Origin of the sequence: Blastococcus sp. TML/C7B (assembly GCF_016612845.1) — a bacterium.
Classification (GTDB): domain Bacteria; phylum Actinomycetota; class Actinomycetes; order Mycobacteriales; family Geodermatophilaceae; genus Blastococcus.
In genome coordinates this window covers 389,807-414,298 of sequence record NZ_JAEOAA010000001.1, presented here as the reverse complement: position 1 = coordinate 414,298, position 24,492 = coordinate 389,807, and the positions used below count along the sequence as shown (strand labels likewise).

General features: G+C 73.6%; 25 protein-coding genes, 2 tRNA genes and 2 pseudogenes. 18 read left to right on the top strand and 11 right to left on the bottom strand.

Annotation, left to right across the window (positions count from 1 at the left end; all coding sequences use genetic code 11):
• The first annotated feature begins 9 nt into the window (after positions 1-9).
• Positions 10-1,293, top strand: coding sequence for an MFS transporter (locus JKP76_RS02080; RefSeq protein ID WP_200489364.1), 1,284 nt, complete (start codon positions 10-12; stop codon positions 1,291-1,293).
• 181 nt (positions 1,294-1,474) lie between these two features.
• Here JKP76_RS02080 and JKP76_RS22000 read toward each other — a convergent pair whose 3' ends face one another.
• Positions 1,475-1,828 (bottom strand): uracil-DNA glycosylase family protein, encoded by a 354-nt coding sequence (locus tag JKP76_RS22000; RefSeq protein WP_309232799.1) that lies wholly within the window; start codon positions 1,826-1,828, stop codon positions 1,475-1,477.
• Between the two features lie 43 nt (positions 1,829-1,871).
• Positions 1,872-2,165 (bottom strand): annotated as a pseudogene (locus tag JKP76_RS21995) (uracil-DNA glycosylase family protein); the annotation flags it as partial.
• A 124-nt stretch (positions 2,166-2,289) separates the two neighbouring features.
• Between JKP76_RS21995 and JKP76_RS02070 the strand changes: the two are divergent.
• The 5 genes from JKP76_RS02070 to JKP76_RS02050 all read left to right on the top strand — a co-directional run bounded on the left by JKP76_RS02070 (position 2,290) and on the right by JKP76_RS02050 (position 7,451).
• Complete coding sequence (locus JKP76_RS02070; RefSeq protein ID WP_200489363.1) at positions 2,290-3,204, top strand: ABC transporter ATP-binding protein; 915 nt, start codon at positions 2,290-2,292, stop codon at positions 3,202-3,204.
• A complete protein-coding gene (locus tag JKP76_RS02065) occupies positions 3,201-4,385 on the top strand; it encodes an ABC transporter permease (RefSeq protein WP_200489362.1) in 1,185 nt (394 codons plus the stop codon). Before JKP76_RS02070 ends, JKP76_RS02065 begins: the two co-directional genes overlap by 4 nt.
• Before the next feature lie 38 nt (positions 4,386-4,423).
• The gene (locus JKP76_RS02060; RefSeq protein ID WP_200489361.1) at positions 4,424-5,404 is read left to right on the top strand and encodes a TIGR03557 family F420-dependent LLM class oxidoreductase; all 981 of its coding nucleotides are present in this window, start codon (positions 4,424-4,426) and stop codon (positions 5,402-5,404) included.
• An 84-nt stretch (positions 5,405-5,488) separates the two neighbouring features.
• Complete coding sequence (locus JKP76_RS02055; protein WP_200489360.1) at positions 5,489-6,349, top strand: tetratricopeptide repeat protein; 861 nt, start codon at positions 5,489-5,491, stop codon at positions 6,347-6,349.
• Between the two features lie 61 nt (positions 6,350-6,410).
• The gene (locus JKP76_RS02050; RefSeq protein WP_200489359.1) at positions 6,411-7,451 is read left to right on the top strand and encodes an inositol monophosphatase family protein; all 1,041 of its coding nucleotides are present in this window, start codon (positions 6,411-6,413) and stop codon (positions 7,449-7,451) included.
• Positions 7,452-7,466: 15 nt separating this feature from the next.
• Here JKP76_RS02050 and JKP76_RS02045 read toward each other — a convergent pair whose 3' ends face one another.
• A complete protein-coding gene (locus JKP76_RS02045) occupies positions 7,467-8,867 on the bottom strand; it encodes an FAD-dependent oxidoreductase (protein ID WP_200489358.1) in 1,401 nt (466 codons plus the stop codon).
• An 85-nt stretch (positions 8,868-8,952) separates the two neighbouring features.
• Between JKP76_RS02045 and JKP76_RS02040 the strand changes: the two genes are divergently transcribed.
• On the top strand, positions 8,953-9,261 hold the full coding sequence (locus JKP76_RS02040) for a putative quinol monooxygenase (RefSeq protein ID WP_200489357.1): 309 nt from the start codon (positions 8,953-8,955) through the stop codon (positions 9,259-9,261).
• Positions 9,262-9,285: 24 nt separating this feature from the next.
• Here JKP76_RS02040 and JKP76_RS02035 read toward each other — a convergent pair whose 3' ends face one another.
• From JKP76_RS02035 to JKP76_RS02025, 3 genes are read right to left on the bottom strand one after another with little or no spacing between them, the layout of a single operon-like run.
• Positions 9,286-10,140: a hypothetical protein gene (locus tag JKP76_RS02035; protein WP_200489356.1), complete on the bottom strand. Its 855-nt coding sequence runs from the start codon at positions 10,138-10,140 to the stop codon at positions 9,286-9,288.
• 53 nt (positions 10,141-10,193) lie between these two features.
• Positions 10,194-11,003, bottom strand: a complete 810-nt coding sequence (locus JKP76_RS02030) for an Fpg/Nei family DNA glycosylase (protein WP_200489355.1) — start codon at positions 11,001-11,003, stop codon at positions 10,194-10,196.
• Positions 11,004-11,037: 34 nt separating this feature from the next.
• Positions 11,038-11,358 (bottom strand): GNAT family N-acetyltransferase, encoded by a 321-nt coding sequence (locus tag JKP76_RS02025; protein ID WP_200489354.1) that lies wholly within the window; start codon positions 11,356-11,358, stop codon positions 11,038-11,040.
• A gap of 179 nt (positions 11,359-11,537) precedes the next feature.
• On the opposite strand from JKP76_RS02025, the gene JKP76_RS02020 reads away from it, so the two are divergent.
• Positions 11,538-11,613: transfer RNA gene (locus JKP76_RS02020), tRNA-Arg, on the top strand.
• Positions 11,614-12,321: 708 nt separating this feature from the next.
• Here the strand turns inward: JKP76_RS02020 and JKP76_RS02015 are convergent.
• Both JKP76_RS02015 and JKP76_RS02010 read right to left on the bottom strand, forming a co-directional pair.
• Positions 12,322-13,491: pseudogene (locus tag JKP76_RS02015) on the bottom strand (IS3 family transposase).
• A gap of 1,576 nt (positions 13,492-15,067) precedes the next feature.
• Complete coding sequence (locus JKP76_RS02010) at positions 15,068-15,466, bottom strand: hypothetical protein (protein WP_200489353.1); 399 nt, start codon at positions 15,464-15,466, stop codon at positions 15,068-15,070.
• A gap of 156 nt (positions 15,467-15,622) precedes the next feature.
• Between JKP76_RS02010 and JKP76_RS02005 the strand changes: the two genes are divergently transcribed.
• Positions 15,623-15,684 (top strand) — tRNA-Arg (locus tag JKP76_RS02005).
• Between the two features lie 28 nt (positions 15,685-15,712).
• Positions 15,713-16,888, top strand: a complete 1,176-nt coding sequence (locus JKP76_RS02000) for a serine hydrolase (protein WP_200489352.1) — start codon at positions 15,713-15,715, stop codon at positions 16,886-16,888.
• Between the two features lie 14 nt (positions 16,889-16,902).
• Here the strand turns inward: JKP76_RS02000 and JKP76_RS01995 are convergent, their stop codons facing one another.
• Positions 16,903-17,874 carry a helix-turn-helix transcriptional regulator gene (locus JKP76_RS01995; protein ID WP_200489351.1) on the bottom strand — a complete coding sequence of 324 codons (972 nt, stop codon included), beginning with the start codon at positions 17,872-17,874 and terminating at the stop codon, positions 16,903-16,905.
• A gap of 188 nt (positions 17,875-18,062) precedes the next feature.
• Between JKP76_RS01995 and JKP76_RS01990 the strand changes: the two genes are divergently transcribed.
• The 8 genes from JKP76_RS01990 to JKP76_RS01955 all read left to right on the top strand — a co-directional run bounded on the left by JKP76_RS01990 (position 18,063) and on the right by JKP76_RS01955 (position 23,723).
• Positions 18,063-18,338, top strand: a complete 276-nt coding sequence (locus JKP76_RS01990; protein ID WP_200489350.1) for a hypothetical protein — start codon at positions 18,063-18,065, stop codon at positions 18,336-18,338.
• On the top strand, positions 18,299-18,538 hold the full coding sequence (locus tag JKP76_RS01985; protein ID WP_200491432.1) for a hypothetical protein: 240 nt from the start codon (positions 18,299-18,301) through the stop codon (positions 18,536-18,538). The genes JKP76_RS01990 and JKP76_RS01985 overlap by 40 nt, the downstream gene beginning before the upstream one ends.
• A 148-nt stretch (positions 18,539-18,686) precedes the next feature.
• Positions 18,687-20,090, top strand: a complete 1,404-nt coding sequence (locus JKP76_RS01980; RefSeq protein ID WP_200489349.1) for a hemolysin family protein — start codon at positions 18,687-18,689, stop codon at positions 20,088-20,090.
• Entirely contained in the window at positions 20,087-21,106 is a 1,020-nt protein-coding gene (locus JKP76_RS01975) for a hemolysin family protein (protein ID WP_200489348.1), read from the top strand. The genes JKP76_RS01980 and JKP76_RS01975 overlap by 4 nt, the downstream gene beginning before the upstream one ends.
• 33 nt (positions 21,107-21,139) lie before the next feature.
• Positions 21,140-21,586 carry an SRPBCC family protein gene (locus JKP76_RS01970; protein WP_200489347.1) on the top strand — a complete coding sequence of 149 codons (447 nt, stop codon included), beginning with the start codon at positions 21,140-21,142 and terminating at the stop codon, positions 21,584-21,586.
• A gap of 38 nt (positions 21,587-21,624) precedes the next feature.
• Positions 21,625-22,473 carry an NAD-dependent protein deacetylase gene (locus JKP76_RS01965; protein ID WP_200489346.1) on the top strand — a complete coding sequence of 283 codons (849 nt, stop codon included), beginning with the start codon at positions 21,625-21,627 and terminating at the stop codon, positions 22,471-22,473.
• Complete coding sequence (locus JKP76_RS01960; RefSeq protein WP_200489345.1) at positions 22,470-22,775, top strand: biopolymer transporter Tol; 306 nt, start codon at positions 22,470-22,472, stop codon at positions 22,773-22,775. The genes JKP76_RS01965 and JKP76_RS01960 overlap by 4 nt, the downstream gene beginning before the upstream one ends.
• 45 nt (positions 22,776-22,820) lie before the next feature.
• Positions 22,821-23,723 (top strand): MSMEG_6728 family protein, encoded by a 903-nt coding sequence (locus JKP76_RS01955; RefSeq protein WP_200489344.1) that lies wholly within the window; start codon positions 22,821-22,823, stop codon positions 23,721-23,723.
• On the opposite strand, the gene JKP76_RS01950 is transcribed toward JKP76_RS01955, so the two are convergent.
• Together JKP76_RS01950 and JKP76_RS01945 are read right to left on the bottom strand one after the other, a co-directional pair.
• Complete coding sequence (locus tag JKP76_RS01950) at positions 23,720-24,121, bottom strand: PaaI family thioesterase (RefSeq protein ID WP_309229447.1); 402 nt, start codon at positions 24,119-24,121, stop codon at positions 23,720-23,722. The genes JKP76_RS01955 and JKP76_RS01950 overlap by 4 nt on opposite strands.
• Positions 24,118-24,474: a VOC family protein gene (locus JKP76_RS01945; RefSeq protein ID WP_200491225.1), complete on the bottom strand. Its 357-nt coding sequence runs from the start codon at positions 24,472-24,474 to the stop codon at positions 24,118-24,120. The genes JKP76_RS01950 and JKP76_RS01945 overlap by 4 nt, the downstream gene beginning before the upstream one ends.
• Positions 24,475-24,492 lie beyond the last annotated feature (18 nt).

The following is a 24,492-nucleotide window of genomic DNA, read 5'->3' as shown; positions in this document are numbered from 1 at the left end:
GATGACGCCGTGAGCGAGCCGCACGAGGAGGTCCAGCAGGCTCCCCGGCGGCGTTCCTGGGCGATCGACACCACGCCGCTGCGCAACCCCGCCTACCGGCGGCTGTTCTGGGGTGTGGCCGCGACGATGCTCGGCCAGCAGATGACGCTGGTCGCCGTCCCGTTCCAGGTCTACGCGCTGACCGGCGACTCGCTCATGGTCGGCGTGACGTCGATCGTCGCGCTGGTCCCGCTGATCGTCTTCGGCCTGCTCGGCGGCGCCATCGCCGACTCGATGGACCGCCGCACGCTCATGCTCATCACCTCCGCGGGGGCCGCGGTGACCAGCGCGCTGCTGGCGGTGCAGGCCCTGCTCCCGGGCGAGGGCAACCTGGTCGTGCTGTGGGTGCTGACCGCCTGCGTCTCCGGGTTCGCGGCGGTCAACCAGCCGACGCGCAGCGCCGCGATCCCGGCGATCGTCGGTGCCGCGGGCGTGCCGGCGGCCAACGCGCTGTCCATGACGGTGCGCCAGGCCGGCGTGATCGTCGGCCCGCTGCTGGCCGGGGTGCTCATCGGGATGGGTGAGCTGTTCCTCGCCTACGCGATCGACGCGCTGGGGTTCCTGGTCGCCGCGCTGCTGCTGCGCGGGCTGCCCTCGCTGCCGCCCGGGCGGAACGCCGGACCGCTGCGGCTCGGGGCGGCGATCCGGGGCGTGGGGGAGGGCTTCGTCTTCCTGCGCACCCAGCCGGTGCTGCTCATGACGTTCGTCGTCGACATCGTCGCGATGTGCTTCGCCTGGCCCCAGGCGGTGTTCCCCGAGCTGTCGGAGACCCGGTTCACCGACTCCCCGAACGCGCTGGGGTGGCTGTTCGCCGGCGTCTCGATCGGTGCCCTGCTCATGGGGCTGACCTCGGGCTGGGTCTCCCGGGTCGACCGGCAGGGCGCCGTCGTGCTCGCGGCCATCGCGGTCTGGGGTGTGGCGATCGTGGGGTTCGGCTGGGCGCACTCGCTGTGGCTGGCGGTGCTCTGCCTGGCCGTGGCCGGCGCCGGGGACATGGTGAGCGCGGTGCTCCGCTCGTCGATGCTGCAGCTGGCCGCGCCCGAGGAGATGCGCGGCCGGATGCAGGGCGTGTTCATCGTCGTCGTCGCCGGGGGGCCGCGGCTGGGCGACCTGCGCGCCGGGGCGCTGGCCAGCGCGGCGTCGGTGAGCGTGGCGATGGTGTCCGGCGGCGTCGTCGTCGTGGTCGCCATGGCGCTGGTCGCGCTGCTCGTGCCCTCGTTCTGGCTCTTCCGGGCGTCCCGCTCGGCGGTCTGAGCCGGCGGCTGCTGCGTCGAGGGCGGGGTTGCGGGGCTTCGCAGGCGTCGCCGGACCCCGCAAAGCCCGCCCTCGCGTCAGGCGGCGGCGCGCCAGGCGGACGGCCCCAACTGCGGGGAAGTCGGGCCCGGGGGGCGTCGCGGAGGGCCAGGTTCCCCGCAGTTGGCGGCAGCGAGGCGCGTCAGGCGAGGGCGCCGGCGACGACCCGCAGGTCGGCGACCAGGGCGTCGAAGGCGGCGGCGCGGGCGTCGTCCGGCGTGCGCAGGACCGCCGAGGGGTGCGCCGTCGCGAGCACCCAGGTCTGCGCCGGCGCGGCCTCGTCCGGCTCGTCGTCGTCCGCCTCGTCGGTGACCGGCGGCGGGGGCAGGCCGGGCAGCTCGAAGGGCAGCAGCCGGCCGCGGTCGGCGGTGATCCGGAAGGACGGCGCGATCAGCGCCTTGGCCGCCGTCGCACCGAGGGCCACCACCACCTCGGGCCGGAGGACGGCGAGCTCCGCGTGCCACCACTGGCGCGCAGGCCCGCAGGTGCTCGGCACCCGGGCTCTGGTGGATCCGCCGCTTGCCCTTCTGCGTGAACCGGAAGTGCTTCACGGCGTTCGTGACGTAGGCGTCGTCGCGCTCGATGCCGGCGTCGACCAGCGCGCGGTCCAGCAGCTTCCCGGCGGGGCCGACGAACGGCTCGCCGGTGCGGTCCTCGTGGTCGCCGGGCTGCTCGCCGACGAGCACGATCCGCGCCGTCGGCGGCCCGGAGCCGAACACCGTCTGCGTCGCGGGCTCCCACAGCTCGCACGCCCGGCAGCCGGCCGCGGCGGATGCCAGGCCGTCGAGGCCGACCCCGGTGGGGGGCTGCGCGGTCCCGTTCGGCTCGGCCATGCACCGATGACACCGCAGGTCGGGGCGGCGCGCGAGGGGAGCCGGCGAGATTGCGGACGATGCCGTCCGGTCAGGGGCGGCCGATACGGTTCGGCAGCAGCCATCCACGACGGCAGGAGGACAGGTGCTCGAGTTCGACGGGCTCCACAAGAGCTTCGGCGACGTCCGGGTCCTGGAGGGTGTCGGCTTCGGCGTCGCCCCCGGCTCGATGTTCGGCTTCTGCGGCTCCAACGGGGCCGGGAAGACGACCACGATGCGGATCGCGATGGGTCTCGTCCGCGCCGACGCAGGCGAGGTGCGCTGGCAGGGCCGGCCGCTGGACCAGGCCACCCGCCGCCGGGTGGGTTACATGCCCGAGGAACGCGGGCTCTACCCGAAGATGAAGGTCGGGGAGCAGGTCGCCTACTTCGGCAAGCTGCACGGCCTCGGGGCCGCCGCTGCCGCGAAGGCCTCCGACGAGTGGCTCGAGCGGCTCGGTCTGGGCGCCCGCCGCGGGGACGCGGTGGAGAAGCTGTCCCTGGGCAACCAGCAGCGCGTCCAGCTCGCCGCCGCGCTGGTCAGCCGGCCGGAGGTGCTGATCCTCGACGAGCCGTTCTCCGGGCTCGACCCGATCGGCGTCGACTCGCTCGCCGAGGCGCTGCTGGACCAGGCTCGCGCCGGCGTCCCGGTCGTGTTCTCCAGCCATCAGCTCGACCTGGTGGAGCGCCTGTGCGACTCCGTCGGCATCCTCGCCCGCGGTCGGATGGTCGCCACCGGCACCGTCGAGGAGCTGCGCCGCCGCGAGGCCGGCCGGCTGCTCCGGGTCGTGACCCCCGACCCGGCGTCGTCCTGGGCCGGGGCGCTGCCCGGCGTCCGGGTGGTGTCGGACCGGGCCGGCGACGCGCTGCTGGAGCTGGACGCCGGCACCGACGACCAGTCCGTCCTCGCGGCCGCGCTGCGCACCGGCCGGGTGGAGCACTTCGCCTGGCAGCAGCCCACCCTGGTCGAGCTGTTCCGCGGTGCCGTGGCGGCGCCCGCCGCCGAGGAGGTGGCCGCGTGACCGAGACCCGCGACCCGTCCTCCGCCGGCCTCGTCCGGCTGGTCGCCGCCCGCGAGGTGGCCACCCGCATCCGCGACAAGAGCTTCATCATCAGCTCCGTCGTCATCCTGGTGCTGATCGTCGGCGTGATGGTGTTCCAGGTCCTGGTCGGCTCCGGCGACGAGGAGCGGCGGGTCGGCCTGGTCGGGGGTGACGCCGCGCTGACCGCCGCGCTCGAGGCGCAGGGCGAGGCGCTCGAGGTCGAGGTGGCCGTCGTGGACCTCGACGACGAGGCGGCGGCCCGGACGGCGGTCGACGACGAGGACGTCGACGCCGCGCTGCTGGCCGGGAGCGACCCGGAGCTGCTCGTCCTCGACTCCGCCGACGGCACGCTCGAGGCGATCGTGAACGGCGCCGTGGCGCAGCTGGCGATCGCCGAGCAGCTCGCCGAGGCCGGCGTGGCCGAGCTCGCCGTGCCCGAGGTGACCGTGACGGCCACCGACGCCGACGCCGCGGCCGATCAGCAGCGCGTCATCGCCGCGATCTTCGGCGTGGTGATCCTCTACAGCCTGCTCATCCTCTTCGGCCAGTTCATCGCGCAGGGCGTGGTGGAGGAGAAGGCCAGCCGGGTGGTGGAGCTGCTGCTGGCCACCATGCGCCCGTGGCAGCTGCTGGCCGGCAAGATCATCGGCCTCGGCGTCCTGGCGCTCGGGCAGATGGTGCTCATCGGCGCTGTCGCCGTCGGGGCGGCGCTGGCCTTCGACGTCGTCGAGGTCCCCGGCGACCTGATCGGCACGGTCGGGATCGTCATCGCCTGGTTCCTGCTGGGCTACGCCTGGTACGCGGCCGTCTTCGCGGTGGCCGCGTCGCTGGTCAGCCGCCAGGAGGACCTCGCCACCGTGCTCATGCCGACGTCGGCGGTGCTCATCGTCGCCTTCGTCATCGGCATCCAGGCGGCGGGGGACCCGGACGGCGCGCTGGCGCGGATCACCTCGCTGGTGCCCGGCCTCTCGCCGCTGGTCATGCCGGTCCGGCAGGCGGCGGGCGACGTGCCGCTGTGGGAGCTGGGGCTGGCCGTCGTCCTCATGGTCGTGGCGATCGGGCTGGTCGTCCGGCTGGGCGGCCGGATCTACGCCGGAGCGCTGCTGCGCACCGGCGGGAAGCTGAAGATGCGCGAGGCCCTGGCCGCCGAGCGCGTGTGAGCCGGTTCGTCGCCGTGGCGCCCGGGTAGCCGGGCGTCATGGCGATGCAGCTGGGCTACACGATGATGACCGAGCAGGCCGGACCGAAGGACCTGGTCCGCCACGTGGTGGGCGCCGAGGAGGTCGGCTTCGACTTCTCGGTGAGCAGCGACCACTACTTCCCGTGGCTGGACGAGATGGGCCACTCGCCGCACGCCTGGACGGTGCTCGGCGCCGCCGCGCAGGCCACCAGCCGCATCCCGCTCATGACGTACGTGACCTGCCCGTCGTTCCGCTACCACCCGGCCGTCGTGGCGCAGAAGGCCGCGACCCTGCAGATCCTGTCCGACGGCCGGTTCACGCTGGGCCTGGGCGCCGGCGAGAACCTCAACGAGCACGTCGTCGGCGCCGGCTGGCCGCCGGCCGACGTCCGCCAGGAGATGCTGGAGGAGGGCCTGCACATCATCCGCGAGCTCTTCGACGGCGAGGGCTACACCAACTTCCGCGGCGAGCACTTCGACGTCGAGTCGGCCAAGCTCTGGGACCTGCCCGAGAAGCGGGTGCCGATCGGGGTGGCGTCGGGCGGGAAGCAGGCCTCGACGATCGCCGGTCAGCTGGCCGACGCGCTCATCGCGACCGAGCCGAAGGCCGAGCTGATCGAGGCCTTCGACGCCGCCGGCGGCGCCGGCAAGCCGCGGATCGCGCAGATGCCGATCAGCTACGGCACCGACAAGGCCGCGGCGGTCACCCGGGCGCACACGCTGTTCCGCTGGTTCGGCTTCGGCTGGAAGGTCAACGCCGAGCTGCCCGGGCCCAGCGCTTTCGACGCGGCCGCCCAGTTCGTCCGCGAGGAGGACGTCGCCGACAGCATCCCGTGCGGGGACGACGTCGAGGCGGTGATCGAGGCCGCGAAGGAGTACGCCGAGGCCGGCTTCACCCACCTGGCGCTGGTGCAGATCGGCGGCGACCAGCAGGAGCCCTACCTGGAGTGGACCCGCAGCACCCTGCTGCCGGCCTGGCGGGAGGCGTTCGGGGGCTGACCGGGCCGGCCGTCCCTCCCGTTGGGGTGAGGTCACCCCTGCGGGCGGCGCGCGAGCAGGGGAGTCGCCGGAATCATCGGCGGCATGACCGAGGACCTCGACAGGCGCCTCCGGCGGCTGCAGGCCTCCGGGGACGTCGACGCGCTCATCGACCTCGGCTGCGACCTGGCCGACGCCGGGCGGCACGCCGAGGCCGAGGCGTGCTTCCGCCGGGCCGCGGACGCCGGGGACACGGTCGCCTCCTTCAACCTGGGCAACTCCCTGGCCGCGCAGGGCCGGTGGGCCGAGGCGGTCGACGCCTACGAGGTCGCGCTCTCCGCCGGTGAGGCCGACGCCTGGCGGAACCTCGGCCTGGTGCTCGAGGACCTCGGCGACCTCGCCGGTGCGATGCGGGCCTACCGCGGCGCCGTCGACGCCGGGGACCTCGAGGGCGGGCTGCAGCTGGCGTTCCTGCTGCGCGAGCAGGGGGAACGTCAGCAGGCGCTGGCCGTCGCCGAGGAGATCGCCGCCGCCGGGGACGCCGAGGCCGCCGCCGTCGTCGCGTGCTGGCGGTTCTGCGCCACGCTGGACCCGGCGCTGGAGGCCGACCTGCGGGTCGGGGCCGACCACTTCCCGGCCGCGCGCACCGACCTGGCGCACCTGCTGCGGGAGAGCGGTCGGGGCGCCGAGGCGCGCTCGGTGCTCGAGCGCGGCGCGAAGCTCGGCGAGCAGGTGGCCTGGCTGCCGCTGGGCAACCTGTACCGCGAGGACCTCGGCGACGACGAGGCCGCCGAGGAGGCGTTCCGCGCCGGCATCGCCGCCGGCGACGTCTACTGCCACCAGAACCTCGCGGTGCTGCTGGCCGACCGCGGCGACTTCGACGGCGCGGTCGAGCAGTTCCGGCTCGGCGCCGAGGCCGGGGACCAGCTGGCCGCGCAGACGCTGCGCGGCCTCGAACTGGGCTGATCCGCAGCACCCGCACCCATCCCGGTACGGACCGGTTCCACCCGGTCCGGATACTGATCGCGTGACCGACGCCACACACGCGCTGCGGACGGCGACCCGGACCGACCTGGAAGCGGTCGGGACGGCGCTCGGGCTGCCGGTTCCGGCGCTCGCGCCCGCGCTCGTCGAGCCGGGCGCCCGGGTGCTCATCGGCGCCGAGGGGCAGGTCGTGCTGCTGCGCCGCCGCTGGTCGCCCGACGCGACCGCCGACGCCGTGGTGGTGCGCCGGGCCGGCGTGCCCCTGGACCACCCCGACGTCCTCGCCGTCGCCGCGGCCTGGGGCTGCGACCGCGTGCGGCACCTGGCCAGCGACCGCTGCGTGCCGGTGCCGGCCCCGCCGGTCGACGCACCCCTGGCCGTCCGGTTCGCCCATCTGGCCGCGCTGGCCGCCACCCGGGTCGAGACGGCCACCGCGCTCACCCGAGACGAGGACGCCGACGCCGCCGCGCACGACACCGCCGTCTCGGTGCTCGGCGCGCTCGGGGTGCCGGTGCTGGGCGCCCTGAGCCGCGACCAGGCGGTGCCCGAGGGCATGCCGTGGATCGTCATCGACCCGCTGGACGGGGCCCGCAACTTCCGCGCCGGGCTGCCGCCGTGGGCGTTCTCCGCGGCGCTGGTGAAGGACGGGCGGCCGGTCGCCGGCCTGGTCGCCGACCTCTCCTCGGGCCGCCGCTGGTCGGCGATCGACGGGCGGGGGGCCGAGCGGGACGGGACCGTGATCCGCACACGGGCCGGCAGCACCGTCGTCGTGCGCGACGCGCCGGGCGGCGGGTCCGTCGGCGTGCACGGCGCGGCCGGGCGGCTGCGGATCACCGGCTGCACGGCGATCGACCTGTGCCTGGTCGCCGACGGCGCGGCCGCCGCCTGGCACGACGTCGACCGCCAGGGCACCTACGTGCACGACATCGCCGCCGGGCTCGCCGTCCTGCTCGCCGCCGGCGGGTCCGCGCTCACCGACACCGGCGGCCCGGTGGTGCTGCGCCCGGGCACCGGGGCGCGCATCCGGTTCGTGGCTGCGGCCGACGAGCAGGGCGCGCGGTCGCTGCTCGCCGCGCTCGGCTGACCCGGGCCGCCCGCCTCAGCGGGTGGCGGCCCGGATCGCGGCGAGCAGCGCCTCCCGCTCGTGCATCGTCGTCCGCGCCCGGCCGCGGGTGGCGCCCAGCGCGACCTCGGCGGCGTCGATGGCCCGCCAGTCCTCCAGCAGGACCGGCTCGGCGCCGCGGGCGCGCAGCGTCGTCACCAGGTCGTCGACCGGGCCCCGGACGGCCAGCGTGCCGTCCGCGGCGTCGGCGAGCAGGGCGTCGACCGTCTCGCGGGCGTCGTGCTTGTTGGTGCCGACGACGCCGCTGGGCCCGCGCTTGATCCACCCGGCCACGTACTCGCCGGCCGACGGCTGCCCGTCGCGGAGCACCCGGCCGACGCCGTCGTGCGGCACCGTGCCGCTGCTCTCGTCGACCGGCAGGCCGGGCAGCGGGGTGCCGCGGTAGCCGACCGAGCGGACGACGAGGTCGGCCGGCAGCACCTCGGTCTCGCCGGTGCCCACGGCCCGGCCGTCGCCGTCGACGGCGGTGCGCTCGACCTCGATGCCGGTGACCCGGCCCTCGCCGACGAGCCGGACCGGCCGCCGGAAGAAGCTCAGCCGCAGCGGGATGCGGTCGGCGTCGAGGACATGGTCGGCCCACCCGCGGAGCACCCCGAGGTTGCGGCCGACCACGCGGTCGGCGGCGGCGCGCTCCTCGCTCGCCGCGTCCAGCTCGAGGTCGGCCGGGTCCACCAGGACGGTCGCGGCGGTCATCTCGTCGAGCTCGCGCAGCTCCTGGGTGGTGAAGCTGGCCTGCGCGGGGCCGCGGCGCCCGAGGATGGTCACCCGCTCCACCGGGGCGGCGGCCAGCGCGTCGAGGACGTGCTGCGGCATGTCGGTCGGCTCGAGCTCCTCGGGGGCGCGGGCCAGCACCCGGGCCACGTCGAGGGCCACGTTGCCGACGCCCACGACCACGACCGACCGGGCGTGGGTCAGCGCCGACTCGATCCGCTCCCGGTCGGCGTCGGGGTGCCCGCAGTACCAGGCGACGACGTCGGTGGCGGCCAGGCTGCCGGGGAGGTCCTCGCCCTCGATGCCCAGGCGACGGTCCAGCGCCGCGCCGTAGGTGTAGACGACGGCGTCGACGTGCTCGCGGAGCTCCTCCAGCGACACGTCCACGCCGACGTCGACGTTGCCGACGAAGCGGACCAGCGGCTGGTCGAGGCTGCGGTGCAGGGTCTCGCGGATGGCGCGCATCTTGGGGTGGTCGGGTGCGATCCCGTGCCGGACCAGGCCGAACGGGGTGGGCAGCCGGTCGATGAGGTCGACCGACACCTGGACATCGTCCTGCCTCGTCAGCGCGTCGGCGGCGAAGATGCCCGCCGGCCCGGCGCCGATGATGGCCACCCGGAGGGGGTGGCGCTCGGACGGGGGAGCGGCGGAACCCTCGGCGACCATGACTGGCATCCTGACCCGGCCGGGGGCGCTTCCACCAGAGCGCGCGCCCGGTTTCCCGATCACCGTCGCTCGAGGAGGCCCCTCCATGTCCATCGTCGTCGTCGCCACCCTGACCCCCAAGCCCGATGCGGTGGACGCCGTCCGGGAGGCCCTGCTGGCCGCCATCCCGAAGGTGCACGAGGAGCCCGGCTGCGAGCTCTACTCCCTCCACGAGGCCGACGGCGCGTTCGTCATGGTGGAGAAGTGGGCCGACGCCGACGCCATGAAGGCGCACGGCAAGGCCGAGCCGCTGGCCACCCTGGGCGCCGCCCTGGCCGGGAAGATGGCCGCCGCTCCCGACGTCCGCCGGCTCACCCCCGTGCCGGCCGGCGACGCCGGCAAGGGCGCCGTCTGACCTGACGCTGCGGGCCCGGCGACCTCAGCCGCAGGAGTGGTTGCGGTCGAGGTCGTCGGGGACGTACTGCGCGAGGGCGACCTCGCCGTCGGGCACCAGCGGCGGCTGGTCGCACTCGGCCACGGCCTCGGCGAGGCTCACCGAGCCGGCCAGCCAGCTGGGCAGGCCGACCAGCGCGCTGTCGGCCGGCACCGTGCCGACGATCTCCGACCACTGCTGGGCGGTGGAGTACAGCCCGGTCCGCGCGCCGCGGAAGTCCAGGTAGGCGACCATGCCCTCGAGCGTGGCCCGGTTGCGGGCGCGCGCGACGTCGGAGCCGACCTGCCAGGTGTTCTCCGTCTCGACGTCCAGCCACCAGATGTAGCTCGACGGCAGGCTGTCGACGCCGGCCTCGCGGGCGGCGGGCTGGAACACCTCCGACACGCTCTCGCGGGCGCGCTCCCAGCCGTACCGCCACGAGCAGGCGGGCGAGTTCTCGCCGGCGCAGTCCCCGTAGGGGGTTGCGCCGGTCGTGGGCCAGGTGGTGACCAGGCCCATGACCTGGCCGGGGTTGGCGGTGTTCAGGTAGAGCTGCGCGACCGGCTGCTCGTCCACCGAGCCGTTGGACTCCCAGGCCCAGGCGAGCTGCTCCTCCAGGCACGGGTTCTCGCGGGTGGCGGAGCCGCCGTTGACGCCGACGACGGCGAACGCCCGGTCGTCGGGCAGCTCGGCGTCGCACTGCGGGTGCGAGATGTCGACGCCGACCGGGCTCACCGGGCGGTCGTACTCGGCGGGCGCCGCGCCCGCGGGGGAGGGCCCGGCCAGCAGGGTCGCGACGGCGGCCGGCGCCACGACGGCGGCGGACCGCAGCCGTCCACGACGCGTGCCCCCGATGCCCACACCCGCGACCGTACCGGGGGAGGCGGCTCCGCAGGGCGCCGCGAGGAGCGGGCTCAGACGGCCTGGCAGGTGGGGCACCAGTAGAGGTTCCGGCCGACCATGACCTCGGTCCGCACCTCGGTGTCGCAGATCCGGCAGGGCAGGCCGGTGCGCCGGTAGACGTAGTGCGCGTCCTCGCGGCGGACGGCGCCGCTGCGGCGGGACCGGTCCTCGGGGCGGGTGGTGACGATGCGTCCCATCCGGACGCCGGACCGCAGCAGGGTGACCAGGTCGGCCCACATCTGCGCCCACAGCGCCTCGTCGACCGCGCGGCCCGGGCGGAACGGGGAGACCCGGTGCCGGAAGAGCAGCTCGGCCCGGTAGACGTTGCCGACGCCGGCGAGCACGGACTGGTCCATGAGCAGCGCGCCGATCGCGGTGCGGCTGCCGGCGATCCGCCGGTGCGCACGTCCGCCGTCCGCACGGGGGCGCAGCGGGTCGGGGCCGAGCCGGTCGAGGATCGTGCCGACCTCGTCGGTCTGCAGCACCTCGCAGGCCGTCGGGCCACGCAGGTCGGTCCACACCCCCGCGCCGTCGGGGCCCTCGGCCACCCACCGCATGCGCAGCGCGCCCTTCGCCGGCGGCGGGGTGCCCGGGCCGGTCAGGTAGCTGCCGTACAGGCCCAGGTGCACGTGCAGGTGGTCCTCGCCGAAGCGGGCGAACAGGTGCTTGCCGTAGGAGAAGACCTCGTCGAGGACGCGGCCGTCGAGCAGCGCCGCCCCGGCCTCGAAGCGGCCCTGCGGGCTGGTGACGTGGACCGGCCGGCCGGCGAACAGCGTGGACTGCTCCCGCGCCAGGCGGTACAGGGTGTGGCCCTCGGGCATCCGCGCAGCGTAGGTGCCCCCGCGGGGTACCCGCTCAGCGGTCGGCGGTCTCCAGGCCGAAGTGCGGCCGGTCGTCGACGGCGACGAGGTCGAGGAACTCGGGGTGCTGGAGGATGTGCCGCCGCACGAAGGAGCAGTACGGCAGCACCGTCAGGCCGCGCTCGCGCGCCGCGGTGAGGACGCCGTCCACCAGCTTGGTGCCGATGCCCTGACCGCCCACGGACGGGTCGACCTCGGTGTGCGGGAGGGTCATCTGGCCGTTGTCGACGTGGTAGCTGGCCAGGCCGACGACACGCTCGCCCTGCCGGATCTCGAAGCGTCCCCGCTCGGGGACGTCGACCACCGAGGTCTCCATTGCGATCCACCTTCCGTCATCCCCGGCGCCGTTGCCGGAGCTCGACGTGTGACCCAGAACCGTAACGCCTGGGAACCGGTTCGTCTCTCCCCGATACGACGAGTCGGGTCGCCCGGGGGTTCCCCGCGCCACCCCGATAGCCTCTGCGCCGTCGGTGTCGCGCAGCTCCGTCGCGCGAGGCCCCCGTAGCTCAGGGGATAGAGCATCGGTTTCCTAAACCGTGTGTCGCAGGTTCGAATCCTGCCGGGGGCACCAGAAAGAACGCAGGTCAGGTGGGCAGGGGCTCCCTGACGCGGGTTGGCCGCGCCGGAACCCGTGCAACTAGCGTGCGATCCAACGGAAGACGACCCATCTGTTGGAGGTCTCGGCGGACACCCTCGCGGTAGAGCACGTCCAAGCGGTCTACGAGCGTTCCGGTGAGGTCGCGGGCATGAGCCCATCCACCTTGGGCCTGTTCCGCCGCCTCAGCGACCTCCGTATAGACGCGCAGCGTCACGTCACTTCCCGGAGCGTGCCCGAGTTGGCGCTGGATCTCGGCCAGGGTGGCGCCTGCGGCGTGCATCAGCGACGCGCACGTCGGGCGAAGGTCGGACCTTCGCAGCGATCTCCTCGACGCCACGTCCCCTGCGGGATCTGGGCCGAGGCCCGCCGCGTCGGCTGCTGGCGCCCACGCCCTGTGCATCCATCCTTGACGACGAGGGATGTCCACCCCATGCGTGCGCGGGCCCGGCCAGAGCAGTGGGCTGCCTGCGGCTTCCATGTTTCTCCGATGCGTGATCAAGTCGGAGACGAGCGCGCGGGGCAGCCGGACCACACGGACTTCGTGGTCCTTTGGGGGCTTCCAGCCGAGTCGCCCTCGAACCTCCTCCGCAGCACGCTCAACCCTTAGGCCGCCCGCATCGAGGTCCAGGTGGCGCGGGGGGGACTGCCCAGACTTCAGTTGACTCGTCTCGGTAGGGGCGGTCAGGCCGCGTGAGCGGTCTGGGTCAGTGTCTCGAACTCGATAGGGGTCATGCGGCCGAGGGCGTCTTGGCGCCGGCGGCGGTGGTAGGTCTTCTCGATCCAGACCACGATCGCCAGTCGTAGTTCCTCGCGGGTGGTCCAGCGTTGTCGGTTGAGGACGTTCTTCTGCAGCAGGCTGAAGAAGGACTCCATGGCGGCGTTGTCAGCACACGCTCCGACTCGGCCCATCGAGCCGCGCAACTGGGCCTCGCGCAGAGCCCGGACGTAGGCGTGGGAACGGAACTGGCTGCCGCGGTCCGAGTGCATGATCGCGCCGACCGGGCCGCGCAGGGCAATGGCATTACGGAGCGCGTTGACCGCCAGCTCGGAGGTCATCCGGGCGTCGATGGAGTAGCCGACGATCCGCTTGGAGCTGGCGTCCTTGATCGCGCAGAGGTAGAGCTTGCCCTCGGCGGTGGGGTGTTCGGTGATGTCGGGTCAGCCACAGCTGGTTGGGGCGCTCGGCGGTGAAGTCCCGGCGCACCAGGTCGTCGTGCACCGGCGGTCCGGGCTTGCGGTTCAGGCCGCGCTTGCGGGAGTGCACCGACCACAGCCGCTGCGAGGTGCAGAGCCGGTTGACCCGGTTGCGGGAGGCCCGCAGCCCCTTGTCGGCGAGTTCGTCGGCGATGAACCGGTAGCCGAACTCCGGATCGTCGTGGTGGATGTCGATCGCGGCGTTGATCAGGTGCGCGTCGTCCCAGTCGCGCTGACTGACCGGGTTGGCCTGCCACTTGTAGAAGGCCTGCTTGGAGAAGCCGAGCACCCGGCAGGTCACCGCGACAGGGATCTTGTCGGCGGCGAGGTCTTGGACCAGCGGGTACATCATTTTGGGAGGACGTCGCGGGCGAAGTACGCGGTCGCCCGGCGCAGAATCTCGTTCTCCTGCTCCAGCTGCTTGGCCCGCTTGCGCAGCTCCCGGTTCTCGGCTTCCAGGTCGCTGCCGGTGCTCGAGCCGGCCGGCGGCGAGGTCTTGGCGGCCAGGCCGTCGTCGCGGTCGGCGATCTTCAGCCAGCGTTGCAGGCAGGACTCGGAGATCCCGAAGCTCTTGGCAACCTGTGCGATCGACTGGTCGCCCTGCCGGGCCACCGCGATCACGTCACGCCGGAACTCCTTGGGGAACGGCTTGGGCACGGTGCTGATCCTTCCAGCGAGGCCGAAACCTCACAGGCAAGGAGTCAACCGAACCCTGGGCAGTCCCCTTTGTGCTCGCCAAGTGCGAGGTGGCGCAAGATCGCTAGGCGAGCCGGATCGCCCAGGCTGCGGAACATGCATGCCGCCGCCGAGAGCGCGGCCGGCTCGTTAACCGTTGCGTCCACAGTGATTGCGGCAGACTCCGCTTTCATCGACACGCAGCGATGATAGCCATGCCCGTCGGAGACATCGCAAGGCCCTCGGTTGGGCGTTCACCGAGGCGGGAAGGCGTTACACACGCAGAAGGAGGTCGTTTGCCCCGTCGTCCAGGCGGTGATGATCTTGGGGGACCCGACCGCCGCTGGCGAGGTCTGTTCAACTTCCGGGGCGGAGTCCGCGATGCGGTGGGTTGCATCTTCAGCGCCTCGCTGTGTGAGGCGCAGGGCCGAGTCACCCCCTCGCAGCGAGGGCGATCAGGTCGTCGGATGCTTCGCCTGTTCGACGATCCTCTGTGGCGACTCGGGAGGACGTAGGTCCACCGGACGTGGTTGGCGCCGCGTATTCCGTGTTCCGGTGGGAATGCTGACCCATCGCGATGGCGTGGGCGACGCTCATGCGCTCCTCGTCCCTCAGGACGATGTTCGCCTGCGACTCGGGCGCGCCGTCGAGGTCCACGAGACCCAACGAACCCTCCAAGGGAGGGGATACGACCTCGGCACAGGTGCTGCACCAGATCGCCCAATACTCGGCGGGACCCGTGCCTGCCTGCGAATCCCAGTAGCACAGCACGATCGGGCTGCCGTCCCTGTCTCGGCGGACCGGAACCGCGTAGCCCCTGTGATTTGCGCTCACCTGCAGTTTCCTCTCGGCAAGATTTTTGTGACGGGACTCCGACGACCGACATGCGACGCCTCGATCTACCCCTGATGCCGTCAGGGTCGACTGCCCTTGATGGCATCAGGGGCAATACCGGGGTCTAAAGAGTGGTCTTCGAAAGTTCGATGTTCCCGGCGGGACGCGGGAGGAACGACCAAGGAGCCGCCGGGAACATCGACTTGAGTCGACCAGCGAGGGCGGAGCGTCCCCGGTGCGGAGTTCGCATCCCAACCGGGCTACGGGACCAGGGAAACGTCGAAAAGGGGACCTGGAACGTGGATGTCGAGCCCCAAGGCCCCCTGGAGATAAAAGAACTCCACCAGCAGTCGAGCCTCGCGTTCCACTTCGTCAGCCGTGTCCCATGGCCACAACTCTTCCCAGATGGCTTGCATGAGATCAAGGGACTGGATGCACTGTCCGCAGGCGGACCGGGGCCTACACGGGAGATGCTTGCGCTGGCCCGCGAGGTACCAGTACGCCCGCTCAAGTGCAGTTTCAGGAACTGACTCGGGTCCACCCAGAGGCCGGTCGTCGACTGCCATTCATCTCCTTCTCAGCGGTGATGAGTGCTGTCTATAGGACATGTCTGACAACTTCGCGATCTATCGACCGCCCGTGTCCGTCGGGTCGCAATCGCACACACCGGTGACAAGAGCACTGATGGCGCAGACTGTGACAGGAGCGCCCCGCCCGTGGCCGTTCACTCCAAGTCGATGGCCTGATCCATCCAAAACAGGGGATCGGCCGCAACGGTCTTAGGTGGGAGGGCGGACAACTCGTTCTCAACGACGAGTAGCCGGCGCTTGCCAACCAAGTGGTACTCAACGGCCCGCAAGAGCAGTGGGTGGCGGCCCGTCCGGCTCACGCGCCAAAGTCCGTTTTGCACCGGCTCGATCAGGACGCCGTGCATCGTTACCGGGGACGAGAGCCCCCGCTGGGTGCGGCGGTAGATGCGGTTCGCTCGGATGGGACCACCAGCGAGCGCGATGAAGGCTGCGTCTCCTGCCGCCCACGCTTCCGCCTCGTCCTTCAGGCGAGCCGCTCGTCGCTCCACGGTCGTGTAGGGGTGGACGTCTGTCGCGTCTGCGCTCTCAGTCATGTCGGGGTTGTCGGGTCGCCGTCTGCGCCGCTTGAGGCGTGAGCCGGTCGTGCAACTCGCATGCGATAAGGATCGGACGTCGAGGGCCGCAGCGAACGTCGGTTTAGGTCGCGATCGCGTCCTTACTGGTCAAGACGGTGTCGATGCGCGAGCACTTGCTCAGGGGATAGAGCATCGGTTTCCTAAACCGTGTGTCGCAGGTTCGAATCCTGCCGGGGGCACTCCGATCTGCGGCATTGTCGCCGCGTGACCTCCTCCCGCGCCCGCCTCCGGTCCACGGCCGGGGTGCTCGCCCTGCTGGCGACGCTCACCGCGACCGGCTGCTCGTCCGACGACTCCGCCGACGCCGCCGAGGCCTCCACCGCGTCCGGGGCAGCCGAGCGCGAGTACGACATCTCCGCCGTCCGGCCGGTGCTCGAGGCGTTCGTCGCCGAGCACGACCTGAACGGCGCGGGCCTGGTCGTCGTCCAGGAGGACGACGGGATCGTCGGCGAGGAGTACGTCGGCGAGTTCGACGCCGACCGGGTGTCGCTGGTCGCGTCGGCGTCGAAGATGGTCACCGCCGGGGTGCTGGTGCGCCTCGCCGACCAGGACCTGCTGGACCTCGACCAGCCGATCGCCGAGTACGTCGACTGGGCGGCCGGGCAGAACCCCGGCGTCACCGTCGCCCAGCTGCTCTCGAGCAGCTCCGGATTCGTGGGGCTGCTGCCGAGCCCGGCGTACGGGCCCTACGTCTGCCAGTTCCTGCCGGCGGGCGAGCTCGAGCAGTGCGGGACCGGCGCCTGGACCACCCCCGCCGACGACGCCGACATCGCGCCGCCGGACACCGAGTGGCGCTACGGCGGCGTGCAGTGGCAGATCGCCGGCGCGGTGGCCGAGACCGTCTCGGGCAGGACCTGGGCGGAGCTGCTGGAGGAGACCTACGTCGAGCCGTGCGGCGTCGACTCCCTGGGCTACAACAACCACTGGACCCAGATCGGCGAGGGCCTGTCCGGCTACCCGGCCGAGTTCGGGGGCGACCCGGGCGTGCTGGCGCCGACCGAGAACCCGAGCATGGAGGGCGGCCTCTACATCGACCCCGTCGACTACGCCGAGCTGCTGCTCATGCAGCTGCGCGGCGGCCGCTGCGGGGACACCCAGGTCCTGGAGCCCGAGTCGGTCGAGCGCATGCACACCGACCGCATCGGCGAGGTCTTCGGCGGCACGACCCTGACCGGTACGGGGTACGGCCTCGGCTGGTGGGTCGACCGCGACGGGAGCAACCGGATCAACGACCCCGGGGCGTACGGGGCGGTCCCGTGGCTCGACCTCGACGGCGGCTTCGGCGCCTTCCTCGTGCTCGAGGCCGACGCCCAGCTCGGTGTGACCCTGGCCGCTCAGCTGTACGACCCCGTCGAGGCGGCGGTCACCGCCGCCCGGTAGCGGGCCCGCGCAGCTCAGGACAGCAGGGTCTGCTGCGGGTTGCGCCCGAAGCGACGTCGGTACTCCTCGGCGAACCGGCCGCGATGGCCGAACCCCCAGCGGGCGGCGACCGAGGCCACGGTGGTGCCCCCGGTGGGGTCGGCGGCCAGCAGCTCCCGGTGCGCCCGGTCCAGCCTGGTCTCGCGGAGGTGGGCCATCGGCGTCGTGTCGCGGTGCCGGCGGAACGCCTCCTGCAGCGCGCGCGGGCCGACGCGGGCGCCCTCGGCGATGGCGTGCAGGGTGAGCGGCTCGTGGGCCCGGGCCTCGATGAGCTCGAGGGCGCGTCGCACCGAGGCCGGTGTGCCGTGATCGACCGACCGAGCCGCCTCGTCGTCCGTCGCGCTGTACGGGAACGTGGCCAGCACGGCCGCCGCGACGGAGTCGAGCGCCGCGGCCCGGACCAGCGGCTCGGCGATCGTCGCGTCGTCGCCCGCGAAGAGCGAGCGCACGTAGCCGATGGTGTTCGCGCAGTACCGGCCGAGGGCGGGGGAGATCGGGGTCAGCCCGTGGAACCGGAAGTCCCGCGGATCGACCCCGGCGACCTCAGCGGCCCGGCGGGCGACCTGGGCGGCAGGCAGCCGGACGACCCGCAGGTCCATCAGCCGCCACTCGCAGGTGAAGTCCACGCCCTGCGGGAACAGCAGGACCTCACCGGCCGTGCCGCTGACCTGCTCCCGGGCGTGGCCGACCTGGAACCGGCCGCCGGCGACCAGCCCGACCCACACGGCGTCGATCGGGTCGACCTCCTCGCGCACGCACGTGGTGTGCAGCAGCGAGTCGACCGAGAGGTCGCCGGCCGTCGCCGTCGTCTGCCGGTAGCGGAAGTCCTCCTGGCTCCCCCGGATCAACAGCCGGTGGCCGGCGAACGTGTCCCGGATGGCCTCGTGCGCGCGGAGCACGTCGCCGGTGGCGAACTCGAACCGCTGGACCGCGTCCTCGCCGGACATGCGCCCTCCCCTCGCCACGCGATGCGACCGGGCCGTGGTGCCCCTGACCCGTCCGGGCCGGTTCCCTGCTGCTACCCGGCCCGGTGGTCCGGGATGCGCGGCGGGTGAGCCGCGGGCCGCGGTCCGCCCGCCCGATTCTTGCTGCCGGCCCTCCGGGCGTGGGGTCATGGAGCACCGGAGGTGCGGAGGTGACGACCGGTCACGACGAGGGCGCGAACCGACCGGAGACCGGTCGGCCGAGGTGGATCGTGGGCGCCGACGGCATCGGCGTCCGGTCGTGGTCCGGCGAGCCGGTGGAGATGCCGACCGGTCGGCTGCACGCGGTCGACAGCGCGGGCTTCCTCGTCGGCCGGGCGGTGTGCATGGCGCCGGTCGTGCTGCTCGACCCGGCGGACTGGCGCTGGCCGGACGACACCGGTGACGAGTGGCCGCGCTGCTGGATCTGCCACGCGCTGACTCGCTGAGGGACCATGCCGCGGCCCGGGCCGGGCTGCCCCTGCGCGCCGCCGTCCGGGTGGCGCCGGCCGCCGATACCGTCGCGATCGCCGTCGTGGAGCTGGTCGACGACGTCGTCACCGTGCCGGTCGACCGCCGGCTGATCGCTCGGGGCGAGGGGCACGCCGTCGTCCACCGGTTGCACGGCGGCGGAGATCCCGCGCACTGATCCCGCGGAGCCGGAACGCGGCGGCCCATCCGCCCGTTGACCCCCGCGAGCGCCCGCCGGCGCCCGCGCCCTCGTCGAAGAGAGACATGAGTACAAGTCACAGTCCCCAGGCCACGACTCCCTGCCCCGCTGAGGGGGTGCGTGGCCGGTGACAGATCTCCTCTCCCTCCTGCTCGGCGTGCTGGTGGTGCTCGGCATCACCGCGGTCACGGGCTACTTCGTGGCGCAGGAGTTCGCCTACATGGCGATCGACCGCTCGACGCTGGCCGCCCGCGCCGAGGCCGGTGACCCCGCGGCGGCGCGGGCCCTGACGGTCACCCGCCGCACCTCGTTCATGCTCTCCGGCGCCCAGCTGGGCATCACCGTCACCGGCCTGCTGGTCGGGTACGTGGCCGAGCCGCTGATCGGCGAGTCGATCGGCGGGCTGCTCGGCGGGGTCGACGTCCCCTCCGGGGTGAGCGTCGGCATCGGCGCCGTGCTGGCCCTGCTCTTCTCCACCCTGGTGCAGATGCTCTTCGGCGAGCTCTTCCCGAAGAACCTCGCGATCGCCCGGCCCGAGCCGGTCGCGCTGTGGCTGGCGCGGTCCACCGTGGTCTACCTGACGCTGCTCGGCTGGCTGATCCGCGTCTTCGACCAGGCCTCGAACCTGCTGCTCAAGGCGCTGCGGATCGAGCCGGTCCACGACGTCGAGCACGCCGCCACCGCCCGCGACCTCGAGCACATCCTCGAGGAGTCACGGGAGAGCGGGAACCTGCCGGCGGAGCTGTCGATGATGCTCGACCGGATCCTCGACTTCCCGAACCAGCACGTCGAGCACGCGATGATCCCGCGCCCCCGGGTCGGCACCGTGACCCCGGCCGACACGGTCGGCCAGCTGCGCGAGCTCATGGCCCAGGGCCACTCGCGCTACCCGGTGCTGGACCCCGCGACCGGTGACGTGGTCGCCGTCGTCCACCTCGCCGACCTGCTGACGACGACGGCGGACGACGACGCGCCGGTCACCGCCATGGCCCGCCCCTGCCTGGTCGTCTCCACCTTCACCTCGCTGCCCGACGCGCTGCGCCAGCTCACCGACGCGGGCGAGCAGATGGCCTGCGTCATCGACGAGTACGGCGGCTTCGCCGGCGTCATCACGCTCGAGGACCTCGCCGAGGAGCTGGTCGGCGAGATCACCGACGAGCACGACGAGGAGCACCCCGAGTACGTGCCGGTCGAGGGCGACGGCGTCTGGGAGATGCCCGGCGACGTGCACGTCGACGAGGTCGAGCGGGCGCTGGCCGTCGACCTGCCGCAGGGGGACTACGAGACGATCGCCGGCCTGGTCATCGCCGCGGCCGGCACCCTGCCGGAGCCGGGCACCCGGCTGACCGTCGAGCTGCCGCCGGACCCCGGCGACCTGGTGCACGCCGACGAGCCCGAGCCGCGGCTGCTCAGCATCGAGGTGCTCGAGGTGGAACGGCACGTGCCCTCACGGGTGCGCCTCGAGCTGCCCGACCGCACCGCCGCCGGTGCCGACGACGACGCCACGGACACCGAGGAGACCTCCCGATGAGCGACAACCCGTGGGTCGTCGTCGCCGCGACGGTCGTCATCGTGGCGCTGAGCGCGTTCTTCGTGGCCGTCGAGTTCGCCGCGCTGGCCGCCAAGCGGCACCGCCTCGAGGAGGCCGCGCCCACCAGCCGCGCCGCCCGGGCCGCGCTGCGCAACTCCGCCGAGCTGACCCTGCTGCTGGCCGGCTCGCAGCTCGGCATCACCGCCGCCACGCTGGCGCTCGGTGCGATCAGCAAGCCCGCGGTGCACCACTGGCTGACGCCGCTGTTCACGAGCTGGGGCCTGCCCCTGGTCGCGGCCGACGTCGTCGCCTTCGTCCTCGCCCTGCTGATCGTCACCTTCATCCACCTCGTGGTGGGGGAGATGGCGCCGAAGTCGTGGGCGATCGCCCACCCCGAGCGGTCGGCCACGCTGCTCGCGGTGCCGATGCGCGCCTTCATGGCCGTGTTCCGCCCGGTGCTGCGCCTGCTCAACGTCGCCGCGAACCGGCTGCTGCGCCTCGTGGGCGTCGACGCCGTCGACGAGCTGGCCGTCGGCCACAGCCCCGACGCGCTGCGGCACCTGGTGGAGCACTCGGCGAACGTCGGCGCGCTGGACGCCAGCTTCTCCGAGCAGATCGCCGGCGTCCTCGAGCTCGAGCAGCTGACCGTGCGCGAGCTCGTCGACCCGACCGTGCCGCTGGCGGCCGTGCCCGCCGGCGCCACCGCCGGCGAGCTCCGCGCGGCCACCCGGCGCACCGGGCACCTGCGCATCCTGACCCGCAGCGGCGACCGGATCGTCGGCGTCGTGCACGTCCGCGACACCCTCGCCGCGGCCGACGACGCGCCGGTGGCGGAGTTCGCCCGGCCGGTGTTCCGGCTGGACGCCGGCACCACCGTGCACGCCGCGCTCAAGGCCATGCGCGAGACCCGCAACCACCTCGCCGTCGTCGTCGAAGGCGGGTCGGTCGTCGGCGTCGTCACGCTGGCCGACGTGCTGCGCCGGCTGTTCCCGCCGCGGGAGGCGGTGACCGCCTGATCGCCGGATCGCGGCGCACGGGAGGATGGCGGCATGAGCCAGGTCGTCGCCACCGCTGGAGGAATCGTGTCCGCGCCCGCCGAGCTGGTGGTCCGCGCGCTCGCCGACTACGAGACGGTGCGGCCGCGGATCCTGCCCGTGCAGTTCAGCGAGTACCGGGTCGAGGCCGGCGGGCACGGGGTCGGGACGACGGTGCACTGGAAGTTCGCCGCCACCTCCAAGCGCGTGCGCGACCAGCTGCTCGACGTCACCGAGCCGGCCCCCGGCACCCTGGTGGAGACCGACCGGAACTCCTCCATGGTCACGACCTGGACGGTGCTCGCCGCGGACACCGGCGTGACCACCGTGCGGGTGCGCACCACCTGGAACGGCGCCGGCGGCATCGGCGGGTTCTTCGAGCGGACCTTCGCGCCCAAGGGCCTGGCCCGCGTGTACTCCGACCTCATCGCGCGGCTGGACGCCGAGCTCGCCGCCGGCTGATCCGGGCGCGGACGCCGCTCGGCGGGGACCATGGGCCGGTGACCCTCGCCCCGCCCGCCGTCGGCGCCGCACTCGACGCCCTGGCCGACCTGCTGGCCGACGGCGACGTCGTCGTCCTCTCCGGAGCCGGCCTGTCCACCGACTCGGGCATCCCCGACTACCGGGGCGCCACCGGCAGCCTGCGCCGGCACACCCCGATGACCTACCAGACCTTCACCCGCGACCCGCGCGGCCGGCACCGGTACTGGGCGCGCAGCTTCGTGGGCTGGCGGCAGATGCGCGCGGCCCGGCCCAACGACGGGCACCGGGCGGTGGGCCGGCTGCAGGCGGCCGGCCTGCTCGGCGGGCTGATCACCCAGAACGTCGACGGACTGCACCAGGCCGGCGGCGCCACCGACGTCATCGAGCTGCACGGCGGGCTGGACCGGACGGTCTGCCTCGGCTGCGGGGACGTGGCCGGCCGGGCGGCGCTCGACGAGCGGCTGCGGGCGGCCAACCCCGGCTTCGGCCCGCGCGCCGAGGAGATCAACCCCGACGGCGACGCCGAGCTGCCCGACGAGGTGCTCGACGACTTCGTCATGGTCGAGTGCCTGGCCTGCGGGGCCGACCTGCTCAAGCCCGACGTCGTCTTCTTCGGCGAGACGGTCCCCCGCGACCGGGTGGACTCCTGCTTCTCCCTCGTCGACGGCGCCGGCTGCCTGCTGGTGCTGGGCTCGTCGTTGACCGTGATGAGCGGCTACCGGTTCGTGCTGCACGCGGCCAAGATCGGGGTGCCCGTGGCGATCGTGAACGTCGGCCCCACGCGCGGCGACGCGAAGGCCGACCTGCGGGTGGACGCCCCGCTCGGCGAGGTGCTCCCGGCGCTGGCCGCCCGGCTGGCCGGATGAGCCGCGAGGTCGAGCGCACCGACGACGGCCGGTACGTCGTGGTCGACGGGCGGCGGTGGCGGACGGCGGACCCGGCGCTGCCCGACGACGTCCGCGAGCGGCTGCTGCACCACCTCGGGGTGGGGCGCTCCGGGGTGCGGGCGGCGACGAAGGCCGGGGACGACGCGGCCGTGGCCGCCGCCCGGGCGACGGTCCAGCTGGCCAAGACCGGCCTGGGGGAGCGCGGCACCGCCTGGTGGGACCAGTCCGACGACGAGCGGCGGGCCCGCTGGGAGGACGCGCTGCGCTCGCTGGGCGGTTGACCGGGCGATTGACCGGGCTGGGGGGAGCGGGCAGGAGCGCTGCTGATGCAGACCTTCGTCCCGGTCGCCGACTTCACCGAGTCCGCCCGCCTCCTCGACAACCCCCGGCTCGGCAAGCAGCGGGTCGAGTGCCTGCAGGTGCTGCGCGCCCTCGAGCTGCCGGACTACGGGTGGGCCAACCACCCGGTGGTCACCATGTGGCGCGGGCACACCGCGGGGCTGGTCGTCTACTCCCTGGCGATGGTCCGGGTGTGGCGCGAACGCGGGTTCGCCGACACCACCGAGGCGCTGATCTCGGAGTTCGCCCCCGACGCCGCGGCCATGACGCAGGCGGAGGCGCAGGCGGCCGGGCTGCTGCCCTCGTGGGTGGGCGACGAGGAGCTGCACCTGTCGCACCGCTCGAACCTGCTGGCGAAGGACCCGGAGTTCTACCGGCCCCGGTTCCCGGGGGACCCCGACGACCTGCCCTACGTGTGGCCGGGCGCCGACGAGGTGCCGCCGGCCCCGGCGCCCGAGGGCGTGCGGGTGTGGGTGGTCCGGCCGCGGGCGCACAACGAGCTCGGCGCCTGCCTGGCCGCCGGCGTGATCGGGCTGGGCACCCAGTCGGGCATCGACGTGGATGCCACCGGGCTCGGCCCGGCCGAGCTACGCGACCTCTCCAAGGAGATCTCCGGCCGGCGCCCGGCCAAGGACCTGCGCCAGCTGTCGACCTTCCTCGACGAGCTGCGCCCGGGCGATCCGGTGGGGCTGCCGATCGAGCACGGCGCCGGGCTGCTGCTCGGCGAGGTCGTCGGGGACTACCTGTTCCAGGGACGCGAGCTGCTGCCGCACCGCCGGGCGGCCCGCTGGGACCGGGTGGTCCCGCGGTCGGCCGCCCGGCCGCCGGCGACGTTGCAGGACCCGCGCGCGCTGTTCTCCGTCGTGCTGGACCCTGCTGCGCTCGCCTAGCTGCCCGGCAGGGGCACGTTCTGCAGGCGTACCCGGCCCTGGGCGACGAGCTTGCCGTCCTCGGCGCGGGTGAGCGCGACCTGCCACAGCTGCTGGGTGCGGCCCTGCTGGACCGGCTCGGCGACGACGTCGACCCGGCCGGCGGTCATGGACCGGATGAAGTCGGTGCTGTTGTTGACGCCCACCGAGAACTGGCCGTGCTCCTGCACCGCCCGGCTGGCGCCCACGCTGGCGGCGGTCTCGACGATCGCGCAGTAGACGCCGCCGTGGACGACGCCCCACGGGGTGTGGTGCTCGGGCCCGAGGTCGGCGCTGCCGGTGACCCGTGTACCGGTGACCTCGGCGGTGGTGAAGCCCATGGCGCCGACGAAGGCGGGCGCCGGGCGGTCCCCGGTCACGCGTCCCACACCAGGCAGAAGGGGTGGCCGACCGGGTCGGCGTAGACGCGGAAGTCGCCGCCCTCGCCGGGCAGCCGGCGCGCGCCGAGCGCCAGCACCGCAGGCTCGGCCTCGCCGATGTCGGCGACGCGGATGTCGAGGTGGAACTGCTGGGGCCGCTCGGGGTCCGGCCAGTCCGGCGGCCGGAGGTCGGGGGCCTGCTGGAAGGCGATGCGGTAGCCGGCGCCGGTGACCACGACCCAGTCGTCCCCGGGGGCTCCCTTCACCTCCATCCCGAGCAGCTCGGCGTAGAAGCCGGCGAGGGCGTGCGCGTCGGGCGCGTCGATCACGACGGAGTGCAGCTGGCCGATCATGGGAGCCATCCTGGCCCG